An 11,353-nucleotide genomic window follows, 5' to 3' on the forward strand; every position below is an offset into this window, starting at 1 on the left:
GCAAATGGACTCTTTATTGATTCGTGATTTTCCTGATGATGAACGTCCACGAGAACGTTTTATTAAGTATGGACCTGAAAGCTTATCGAATCATGAGCTGATTGCAATCCTTATTCAGACAGGCTCGAAAAATGAATCTGTATTAACATTAGCAAACAGATTATTAGTTCATTTTGATGGATTGCGCTTGTTGAAAGATGCTAGTTTGGATGAATTAATGTCATTAAAGGGAATTGGAACTGCAAAAGCAATTCAGCTTTTAGCAGCAATAGAATTAGGGAGAAGAGTCTCCAATTTAGCGTACAGCGATCGTTATTGTATTCGTTCGCCTGAAGATGCAGCGAAATACATGATGAATGAAATGCGGTTTCTTACACAGGAGCATTTTGTCTGTTTATACCTAAACACTAAAAATCAAGTGATGCATAAACAAACCGTTTTTATTGGCAGTCTAAATGCATCGATAGTGCACCCACGCGAGGTGTACAAAGAGGCATTCAGAAGGTCTGCTGCATCCATTATTTGTCTTCATAATCATCCTTCCGGGGATCCCTCACCGAGCCGTGAAGATATTGAAGTAACCAAAAGATTAGTGGAATGCGGAAAAATTATTGGCATTGAGTTGCTAGATCATCTTATAATTGGGGAAAATAAATTTGTCAGTTTAAAGGAAAAAGGGTATGTATGATACTGTTCTTTTTTCAATTTATAGGATATAATAATGTTTATGATTTTTTTGACTAAATATGTCTTTTTTTATGGAAAAGAGGTAAGAGTTACGCATACATTGTTGGAAATAATCGAATAATTGTGCTCTGTATTTTGTGTATAATCATATTGAAGGATAGAGTGAGTGGAGTCGCTCGCATCAACCGTTTTTTGAGTGCCTAACTCCAGCGCTTTTTTTATGATAAGGCCTATGTTAAGCGATTATGTAGTTTATGGAAAAGGAATCTTTGTGACTCCTCCTTAAAAAACGGGCTGGCAATTATGTACGAACGAGGGAAAGAATAGCTGCGAAAAGGGAGAAGATTCCCCAGTCTTTTGAAAAAGTAACATCAAAGTTTAACGAAGTTTATGACAAAAAAACAAACACACTATTTTATATATGAGGAAAAATAAATCTACTTGTAAAAAATAGCATTTAGTTTCAGAAAGGGAGATACAGCTATGTTTGGAATTGGAACAAGAGACCTTGGAATTGATTTAGGGACTGCAAATACATTAGTTTATGTGAAAGGGAAGGGGATTGTTGTAAGAGAACCTTCTGTTGTGGCACTGCAAACAGATACAAAAAGCATTGTAGCAGTTGGTAATGATGCAAAAAATATGATCGGAAGAACCCCAGGAAACGTGGTTGCACTACGCCCGATGAAAGATGGAGTAATCGCTGATTATGAAACAACAGCTACGATGATGAAATATTATATTAAACAAGCCATGAAAAATAAAAGCTATTTTTCTGGCAAACCATATGTAATGGTTTGCGTACCATCTGGAATAACAGCTGTAGAAGAAAGAGCTGTTATTGATGCAACACGTCAAGCTGGAGCACGAGATGCTTATACAATTGAAGAACCATTTGCAGCAGCAATTGGAGCGAATCTTCCTGTTTGGGAGCCTACGGGAAGCATGGTTGTAGACATCGGAGGCGGAACAACAGAAGTTGCCATTATTTCATTAGGTGGTATTGTAACAAGCCAGTCTATTCGTATTGCCGGTGATGAAATGGATGATGCGATTGTCAACTATATTCGCAAAACATACAATCTAATGATTGGGGAACGTACATCGGAAGCAATTAAGATGGAAATCGGATCTGCTGGGAATCCAGAGGATATAGAAAATATGGATATCCGCGGAAGAGACTTATTAACAGGTCTTCCAAAAACGATTAAAATCAGTGCAGATGAAATCGCAAAAGCATTAAGCGATACGGTGTCTGCAATTGTAGATGCTGTAAAAGTTACGCTTGAAAAAACACCTCCAGAATTAGCAGCTGATATTATGGATAGAGGAATTGTTTTGACTGGTGGCGGTGCATTACTTCGCAACCTTGATAAAATTATCAGCGATGAAACGAAAATGCCTGTAGTGATTGCAGAGGATCCATTGGATTGTGTCGCAGCTGGAACAGGAAAAGCACTTGACCATATCCATTTATTTAAAAACAAGGCAAAAGATTCACGATAATATTGTTAAGAAGATTGAGGGGTAAAAAAGCATGCCACAGTTTTTTATGAATAAAAGATTGATTATATTGCTTGTCAGTATTATTATTCTCGTGGCATTAATAGGGTTTTCGATTAGAAGTCGGGATAAATTAACCTGGCCGGAGCAATTTATTAAAGATACCACCGGCTGGGTGCAAACCCTAGTATCAAGACCTGCTCATTATGTAGCAGGCTTTGTTGATAATGTCCGCGATTTGCAGAATACATATGAAGAGAATAAAGAGTTGAAATCTAAGTTGGAAGACTTAGGGAAATTAGAATATCAAGTGCAAGGCTTGCAAAAAGATAAAGACGAACTTCAGAAAATATTGAAGGAAAAAGAAAGTTTAAGTGATTATGAACTAATGAATGCGACCGTGATTAGAAGAAATCCTGATCGCTGGAATGAACTGCTAACCATTAATAAAGGGACAAGCAGCGGTGTAACAAAAAATATGCCGGTTATGACAGCTTCTGGATTAATAGGAAAAGTGAAATCGGTTAGTTCTGGTACAGCAACTGTTCAGCTGCTAAGTTCGGAAGATCCGACAAATCGTATTTCGGCTGTTATTCAAGAAGACAAAAAGAAGAAGTTAAGCAGAATTTTTGGCTTAATTATTGATTATGATAAAGATTCCAAATATTTGATTTTGCAATGGACAGAAGAACCGAAAAAAGCAAAAGTAGCTAAAGGTCAATTAGTGACAACATCTGGAATGGGTGGAGTATTTCCTGAAGGGCTTCCAATTGGAAAAGTCGTAAAGGTAGAACCAAATGAAGATGGATTAACCAAAAAAGCATATATTGAACCTGCTGCTGATTACTATGACATTGTACACCTTATGATAGTGAAAAGAACCGCAACACAGGTTGAGGAAGAGGACGGGCTATGAGAAAGTATGGAGTAGGCGGTTTATTAGCAATAATGTTTATATTGGAAAGCATTTTTGTAGAACTGCTGCCAGCTGAGCTTTTTCATAGCAACCGAATATTAGTTCCCCATTTTCTCGTGCTGACGATTCTTTTTCTTTCCATTTATGGAAGTCGGAATATAGGGATTATTTATGCTTTTGCTTTTGGGTTATTATTTGATATTGTCTATACAGAAATACTCGGTATTTACTTCTTTGTCTTCCCTTTTATCGTGTATATTTGCAGTAAAATTATGAAGCTTTTCCATAATAATATGCTGGTTGTATCAGTCGTATCATTGATAGGAATGAGTATATTAGAAATAGTTGTATATGAAATGATTTTTATTATTCATCGAACTAGTATGGATTTTAATAGCTTTATTAATTTACGCCTACTTCCTACATTAATACTAAATACTGCCTTTCTAATCATTGTTGCATATCCTTATAAACGTTTTTTTGAAAAATATGCAGAGGAAAGAAGAGAATAGAAAGCTTAGCTAGGAAAAATGATATAGATTATAGATTGCTTAAAAAGTCTCAACAAATAACCCTTTCGCAAAAAGTGAAGTTTATCTTTTTGGAAAGGGATTTTCTAGTAATAAAATCATGCATAATAATCAACAACAGTTTTTCTCCAACGCTAGTATAAAAGATACTGTGTTTTATACTAGTTTCAGGGTAGATACACCCATACAAATCATTCATACCATGGCGCATGAAGAGCAGCAGCTTTCTATATTGTTTTATGAACTAATTTTGTTTTTGAAGCACAGAGCAGCTAGAATACACGAAGACTCCCGTGGGAATGCGAGAAAGACGAGACCCCGCAGCGCAGCGAGGAGGCTCGCCGCTCGCCCACAGGAAAGCGAAGTGTATGCTAGCTGCGGACTTATAGAGAGTGCAAAACCCTTTTTTCAGGGTAGCAAGATAAAATAAAAAATCATTTTGTAAATGTGCTATTAACTAGAGAGGATTTTTCCTTGTTTTTGTCGAATGTAATATGGAATCGTTTAAATCTAATATCATTTAGATAATCGCGATCAATCCATTCGTATAAATAGAAAAAGATATATATCCAAATTTTTTATGCAAATTGAAAAATTTATTCATATAACTATTTCTCACTCCATATAGGCAAAGAGTTTGAAGTAAGTTAACGTAAGATAAGGATAAAAAAAGTATTAATAAAAGGTTTGAGAAATGTATTCCTTTTTCCTAGCAGAGGTGAACATCTTGAAATGAAGAAAAAGCATTTAGTAACAATTAAAGGAACAAAAAATGGACTAAGCCTTCACCTGAATGATAATTGTTCATTTGAAGAACTAAAACATGAGCTGGATGTAAAACTAAGCGAAAGCTCCAGCATTCACGAAGAAAGACCTGATATTACAGTTAATGTGGAACTTGGCAATAGATATTTAACAGAAATGCAAAAAGAGGATATTACAGAATTAATACAGTCCAAAAAAAATCTTTCCGTTCATGCAATTAATAGCAATATTGTTACAAAAAAAGAAGCGGAAAAATGGGTAAGCGAAAATGAATTAATTTCTGTTACAAGTATTATTCGTTCTGGACAAATTTTGGAAGTTCCTGGAGATTTATTGTTAATAGGAGATGTTAATCCTGGCGGAAAAGTTATTGCCGGTGGAAATATATTTATAATGGGGCAATTAAAAGGTGTTGCACATGCCGGATGCAATGGAAACAATCAAGCCATTGTTGCTGCTTCTGTTATGCGACCAACTCAGCTGCGGATTAGCAGTTTAATTAATAGAGCACCAGATCAATACCCTGATAAAGAAAAGCGCGATATGGAATGCGCCTATGTAGATAATAGCGTGATTTTAATTGATAGATTGCAAGTTTTGACACATTTAAGACCGAACTTAACAAAATTGGAAGGGGGACTTTAGGATGGGAGAAGCAATTGTTATAACATCCGGTAAAGGTGGAGTAGGTAAAACAACAACTAGTGCAAATATTGGTACTGCTCTTGCCCTGCAAGGTAAAAAAGTATGTTTAATAGATACAGATATAGGTCTTCGAAATCTGGATGTCGTAATGGGGTTGGAAAATAGAATTATTTACGATCTAGTAGATGTAGTGGAAGAAAGATGTAAAATACATCAAGCTTTAGTAAAAGATAAACGATTTGATGATTTATTATACTTACTGCCTGCAGCTCAAACAAGTGATAAAACAGCGGTTCATCCAAGTCAGATGAAAGAATTAGTCCTGCGATTAAAACAAGACTATGATTATATTATTATCGATTGCCCTGCTGGCATTGAACAAGGCTATAAAAATGCGGTGGCAGGTGCAGATAAGGCGATAGTGGTTACAACACCAGAAGTATCTTCTGTACGAGATGCTGACCGAGTAATCGGTTTATTGGAAAAAGAAGAAAATATAGAACCTCCTATGCTTGTTATTAACCGGATTCGCAGTCACATGATGAAGAATGGGGATATGCTGGATATTGATGAAGTAACAACCCATCTTTCCATTGATTTATTAGGCATCGTAGCAGATGATGATGAAGTGATTCGTGCTTCCAATAATGGGGAGCCAATTGCTTTAAATCCAAACAGCAAATCATCAATCGCCTACCGCAATATTGCTCGAAGAATACTTGGAGAGTCCGTTCCGCTTCAACACCTTGAAGATGAATCAAAAGGCGTATTCGCAAAAATTAAAATGTTTTTTGGAGCAAAATAAAGAAGAAAACGGTTTCCTTTACGGATCCGTTTTTTTATTTAAGGCTGCTTTTGGGTGCGAGTGTGATTGAGATTGTTGTTATGTTGAAGCAGGGAGCAGCCGGAATACACGAAGACTCCTATGGGATTAGCGAGACAGCTGAGACCCTGCAGCAAAGCTCCGAGTTATAATGAACGAAACTAGCCCCATACTCGTAATTTCGTAGGTTAATTTGGCAATAATGTTTATGAACTAAAAACAAAAAAACCAAATCAGTGCTACATTACGGAAGGAGCTAGTTCTATTATGAAGGATACCACAAAATTTGTAGGTTTAGACGTATCAAAAGAAAAAATTGCCGTTGCTATTGCAGAAGAAGGTAGAGAAGAACCAAGATATTATGGAATGATTGTTCATACACCTGAAGCGATTAAAAAGTTAATGAAAAAACTAGGAGAGCCAAGTACTTTAAGAGTTTGTTATGAAGCGGGTCCAACGGGATATCCATTATATCGATTACTAACTGCTTTAGGTATTCATTGTGAAGTGATTGCTCCATCTTTAATACCACAAAGACCGGGAGAACGTATTAAAACAGACCGTAGAGACTCTATTCGTCTTGCCCAGTTATATCGTGCAGGAGAATTAACTTCTGTTTATGTTCCGACTCCAGAAGATGAAGCACTTCGAGATCTAGTGCGAGCACGAGAAGATGCGAAAGAAGACGAGCTGAGAACCAAGCATCGTTTAAGTAAGTTTTTATTACGGAATAATATTTATCCACCTGTTGGAGTGAATAAATGGACAAGAAAATATCGAGATTGGCTAGATACGTTAAAGTTTTCCAATTCCAATTTACAATTAGTTTTTCAAGAATATTATCATCAATTAAAGGAGTTGGAACAGCGGGTAAAAAGATTCGAAGAGGAAATGCAAATACAGGCATTGGAAGGAGTTCATGCCCCTATTATTCAAACTTTACAAGGACTAAGAGGCGTTGCACTGGTTACAGCGACAAGTCTTGCGGCGGAAATTGGATCGTTTAAACGTTTCCCAAATCCTAAGCAAATGATGGCTTATGTAGGATTGATTCCAAGTGAATTCTCAAGTGGAGAAAGACGTCGACAAGGAGCTATTACCAAATCAGGAAATCGTCACGTTCGCCGATTGTTAATCGAGTCGGCTTGGAGTTATCTTCGTCAGCCGGCCGTAAAAGGAAATTTAAAAAAACGACTAGAACCTTTATCACCGTCTATTCAAGCAATATCCTGGAAAGCGCAAAATCGTCTGCATAAAAAATATTATCGATTAGTATCTAGAGGAAAAGAAAGTAATAAAGCAATTGTTGCCGTTGCTAGAGAATTAGCTGGCTTTATCTGGGCTATTACGCAAGAAGTAGAAGAAATTCCAAAACATTAATGTTACCAAACGAAAGAAAGTAGAGGAAGAGAAAGAAAAATAGATACATGAGAATAGGGCTCGAAGGCAAAGAGAAATACCGGAAAGGATAACCCACGTGCCTCCTCTGTGCTATATCATTCGTTGATTAACGCACGTCCCGAGTTAGTGGAAAGACCTTTATACGGAAAGATAAAATGTGAAAACCCACGAATATCAGAATGCTAACCGCAGGATGAAATTTTTGCCTTCGTGCCGTGTCCTTACTATCTATTCTAATCAATCAGAAAGGAGGAAGTATAAGTATATCACGATTTCTTCTTTAGCTTAAAAAAGTATCTCCTATCTTAGAATGGCAGTCAAGGAAAGCACTTGACAGCCATTCTAAGATAGGAAGTTCGGTTGGTAAGCTAAAAAAGGAAACTTGTAGCCACTAAGGCTCATCGATACACGAACAGTCAAGAAGCCTAAAATCGCTTCTCTTCTTAAAGTTACCCAAAAATAACCTATCTAGTAGTGGAGAGTGGGAGACTTGACAGTTTCGTTCATATCAGGAGGCTCGGCGCCCGCCCCATGGAAAGCGAAGTGTATTCCGGCTGCGGATTATTTGAGAGAGCCAAAGCCACTTTCCAGGTTATCATCTACAAAAAAACAAATAGAAACAAAAATTTTGTTTTCCTAATCAATCAGTCATACTCTTACCTTCTTGTTCATAGACTTGTACAAATCAGGTGAATTGCAAGGAGGGGTGTGTGATGAATACCAGAAAAGACGATATTCGCAAAAGAATTGAAAAAAGAAAACGAGAGCAATCTAAAATAAAGCAGAATCTGGATAGTAGAATATTATGGGAAGATGAGGAAGAACCCTCTATTTATCAAAATAATAAGCCATATAATGACGATATCCATCCAATCCATCCGCTTTTTCGCAAAGAATTATTTTTATTAAAAATATTAGGTGCTGCCATTCTCTTTTTGACCGTTGCCATTATATCAAAACAACAATCAGAAACCTTTGCTCCAGCTGAGAAGGTAATCAGACAGTCAATGAATCAAGAATTTAACTTTGCTGGCGTTTCTAAATGGTATGAAGATCAATTTGGCAAACCGCTTGCATTTTTACCGATAGATAAAAAAGATCAAACCAATCAAGAAAATAACCAGCTGCAGCACTATGCTTTGTCTGCTTCTGGAAAAATTCTTGAAGACTTTAAGGACAATGGACAAAGAATAGCCATTGAAACAGGCAGCGATACAACCGTTCAGGCAATGAATGAAGGAACGGTTGTATTTGCAGGCGAAAAAGAAGGGTTTGGCAACACGGTGATTTTGCAGCATAGTGATAAAAGCGAATCCTGGTATGGCAACTTAAAAACAATTGATGTGAAAATATATAGTCTTGTTAAAAAGGGAGATAAAGTAGGTATTGCGTCGGGATATGAACATAATGATTCATTAGGGTTATTCTACTTTGCCATAAAAAAGGGCAATGATTTTATCAATCCAATCCAGGTGATTGATTTTGAATAAATTTTTTCGAGTATTTACTTATTTATATATTCATCCATTATTATGGGTTGTCATTGCGATTGGTGTGATGACTGCCCATTTTTATGAATTATGTCTGCTTTTATTTATTATTATGATTCATGAGTTAGGGCATGGAGTAGCAGCTTCCTTTTTTTCTTGGAGAATAAAACGGATTGCTCTATTGCCCTTTGGCGGTGTTGCAGAAATGGATGAACACGGAAACCGTCCCTTAAAGGAAGAAGCGATTGTTATTATGGCAGGCCCAGTGCAGCATATATGGATGTATGGTCTTGCCTATTTTCTTTATATCAATGGATTCCTCTCTGCATCGCTTTATGAAGCCTTTTGGCAATATAACAGTATGATTCTTCTGTTTAATCTGCTGCCGATTTGGCCGTTGGATGGCGGGAAATTTATTTTTCTCTGTTTATCATTAAAAAAATCTTTCCCAGTTGCCCATAAATTATCTTTATTTTTCTCTTTAATCGGTGTTTTCCTTTTTATGGGTATGGTGATAAATTGGATCCCCACAAATATAAATGCATGGATTATTATTTGCTTTTTAGCTTTTTCTCTCTATTTTGAGTGGAAACAAAGCAAATATGTTTTTATGCGTTTTTTGTTAGAACGACACTATGGAAAATCGAAAGAGCTTCGAGCATTAAAGCCGATTCTAGTCGATGAAGAAGAGGCCATTTACCATGTACTCGAACATTTCCATCGCGGCTGTAAACACCCTATTATCGTCACAGCAAAAGGAAAAGAAAAAAGAATGCTTGATGAAAATGAAGTGCTACATGCCTATTTTACGGATAAAATGGTATCTGTGAAGATTGGGGATCTGATTTATCCTCTGTGAAATAAGAAAACATCATACTTGAATAAAAAGAAAACTGTATTCTAAACTCAGTATTAAAGAGTTTGAATACAGTTTTTTGTTTTTGAACCTACAGCCAAAATAACTTCGGTTTCCATAAGCTACACAATGTTTTCCTGTATTCTTCTAATCTGCCTCGCATTCCTATGTTTTAGGAAGATAAGAACACTTCATCTTTTAAATCAACAAAAATTTGCGTAAACAGCCTTTGTATTTAGTGGGTTTCGGTTACATTAAAAGAAAGTACTTATTCCACATGGAGCGAATAAAACAATAACTGAGAAGTCTTAATTAAAACTAATATAGTTGTAATGTTACTTAATTAAGGTTATTATAGTATTATGTAACTTTACTAGGAGGAGTAATTCGGTGGAATACGTCGAACCTATAAAAGATGTGGAAAGCATTGATGCAATAAAAGAGGTTTTAAAGAAAAAATCACAAAGGGATCTTTTGCTTTTTGTATTTGGAATTAATACAGGAATCAGGGGACACGATCTTTTATCACTTAAAGTTGGAGATGTACGAGATGAAACAGGTCAGAAAGAGTTTTTGTGTATAAAAGATGAACAAGAAATATTTATGTATTATTTAAATAGTCGAATTCAAACAGAGTTGGGAGCCTATTTAGCCAAACATCCATTGGAGGATGATGACTATCTTTTTATGTCGAAAAAAAAGGGGCATCCGATCACAAGGCAGCAAGCATATCGAATTATTAATACAGCAGCGAAAGAAGTAGGGATATGTGGGAAAATCGGCATGCATACATTGCGAAAGACTTTTGGCTACCATGCCTATCGAAAAGGGATTGCCATTTCTATTTTAATGGAAACCTATAAGCATAGTTCTCCCTCTGAGACACTTAAATATATAGGTATTAAGGAAGAAGATAAGCGATTAGTAAAGGTAGATGTGAATTTATAAAAAAATTCCACCTATTAAAATAAGTGGAATAAAGGCTTATAGAAAATCATCTTCGTCGTCATTTGTTATTGTTGCGATTTCAACATGTATTAAGTCTTTGACAACATTATCATCGACATGAACTTGTAGTGTTTCTCGATCTCTCATAAATTTGAATACGCCATTGTTAAAGTCTGTCCCAAAATCTTTAAAAAATATCCCTTCAAATTCAACAGATTTGGAGTGACTAAACACAAGTCGATAATGATTTTCTTCTTGTACTAAATATGCGCGAACTCCTTTTTCGAACTGACCTTCTGGATTATTTTTTAAATAACGGGATACGGAGATAATATGAAGGTCTACAAAAGGAATTTCACGTAATAGGAAATTAATGATAGAACCTTTCGCGATTTGTTCCCATCTGCTTTGAGCAGTTTGCCCTAAAATAATTTGTGTAATGTTTTTTTCTCTTGCTACTTCTGCGATGACTTTTGATATAGGTCTCTTTTCATTATCGCGAATAATAAAGGAGCTTGTGTTATGTTCGTCAGCTAACTCTTTCCATCTAGCAATATAAGCTGATTTCTCTGAATCTAAATCATCAAGCGGCTTAGGGTCAACAGTGAGTATATAAAGTGGACAATTCAACATATTTGCAATCTTACAGCCTCTTTTTATTAGACGTTCACCATTTGGACCATAATATACACATACGAGTATACACTCGTCCATACGTTCCAGATTATTTTTCATTCGTTTTTCACCTCATAAATTTGATGTGAATGTGTACACCATTAATAATAAACT

General features: G+C 36.0%; 11 protein-coding genes. 10 read left to right on the forward strand and 1 reads right to left on the reverse strand.

The features are described 5' to 3' along the window. The first annotated feature begins 4 nt into the window (after window positions 1–4). The 10 genes from radC to AC5LWL_RS08390 all read left to right on the forward strand — a co-directional run bounded on the left by radC (window position 5) and on the right by AC5LWL_RS08390 (window position 10,564). The gene (gene radC / locus AC5LWL_RS08345; protein ID WP_493433878.1) at window positions 5–688 is read left to right on the forward strand and encodes a RadC family protein; all 684 of its coding nucleotides are present in this window, start codon (window positions 5–7) and stop codon (window positions 686–688) included. A 482-nt stretch (window positions 689–1,170) separates the two neighbouring features. Then, a complete protein-coding gene (locus tag AC5LWL_RS08350; protein WP_493433879.1) occupies window positions 1,171–2,193 on the forward strand; it encodes a rod shape-determining protein in 1,023 nt (340 codons plus the stop codon). A gap of 31 nt (window positions 2,194–2,224) precedes the next feature. Then, window positions 2,225–3,106: a rod shape-determining protein MreC gene (mreC, locus tag AC5LWL_RS08355; protein ID WP_493433880.1), complete on the forward strand. Its 882-nt coding sequence runs from the start codon at window positions 2,225–2,227 to the stop codon at window positions 3,104–3,106. Next, on the forward strand, window positions 3,103–3,618 hold the full coding sequence (gene mreD / locus AC5LWL_RS08360; protein ID WP_493433881.1) for a rod shape-determining protein MreD: 516 nt from the start codon (window positions 3,103–3,105) through the stop codon (window positions 3,616–3,618). The genes mreC and mreD overlap by 4 nt, the downstream gene beginning before the upstream one ends. A 750-nt stretch (window positions 3,619–4,368) precedes the next feature. Continuing rightward, window positions 4,369–5,046, forward strand: coding sequence for a septum site-determining protein MinC (minC, locus tag AC5LWL_RS08365; RefSeq protein WP_493433882.1), 678 nt, complete (start codon window positions 4,369–4,371; stop codon window positions 5,044–5,046). Window position 5,047: 1 nt separating this feature from the next. After that, window positions 5,048–5,851, forward strand: coding sequence for a septum site-determining protein MinD (gene minD / locus AC5LWL_RS08370; RefSeq protein WP_493433883.1), 804 nt, complete (start codon window positions 5,048–5,050; stop codon window positions 5,849–5,851). Between the two features lie 285 nt (window positions 5,852–6,136). After that, a complete protein-coding gene (locus tag AC5LWL_RS08375) occupies window positions 6,137–7,249 on the forward strand; it encodes an IS110 family RNA-guided transposase (RefSeq protein ID WP_493432749.1) in 1,113 nt (370 codons plus the stop codon). A 734-nt stretch (window positions 7,250–7,983) separates the two neighbouring features. Further along, window positions 7,984–8,760, forward strand: a complete 777-nt coding sequence (locus AC5LWL_RS08380; RefSeq protein ID WP_493433884.1) for a peptidoglycan DD-metalloendopeptidase family protein — start codon at window positions 7,984–7,986, stop codon at window positions 8,758–8,760. Beyond that, entirely contained in the window at window positions 8,753–9,619 is an 867-nt protein-coding gene (locus AC5LWL_RS08385) for a M50 family metallopeptidase (RefSeq protein ID WP_493433885.1), read from the forward strand. The genes AC5LWL_RS08380 and AC5LWL_RS08385 overlap by 8 nt, the downstream gene beginning before the upstream one ends. A 387-nt stretch (window positions 9,620–10,006) precedes the next feature. Then, on the forward strand, window positions 10,007–10,564 hold the full coding sequence (locus AC5LWL_RS08390; RefSeq protein WP_493433886.1) for a tyrosine-type recombinase/integrase: 558 nt from the start codon (window positions 10,007–10,009) through the stop codon (window positions 10,562–10,564). Window positions 10,565–10,600: 36 nt separating this feature from the next. Here AC5LWL_RS08390 and AC5LWL_RS08395 read toward each other — a convergent pair whose 3' ends face one another. Continuing rightward, window positions 10,601–11,299, reverse strand: coding sequence for a universal stress protein (locus AC5LWL_RS08395; RefSeq protein ID WP_493433887.1), 699 nt, complete (start codon window positions 11,297–11,299; stop codon window positions 10,601–10,603). Between the last annotated feature and the right edge of the window lie 54 nt (window positions 11,300–11,353).

Source organism: Niallia sp. WK069_GA_01, from assembly GCF_983173855.1.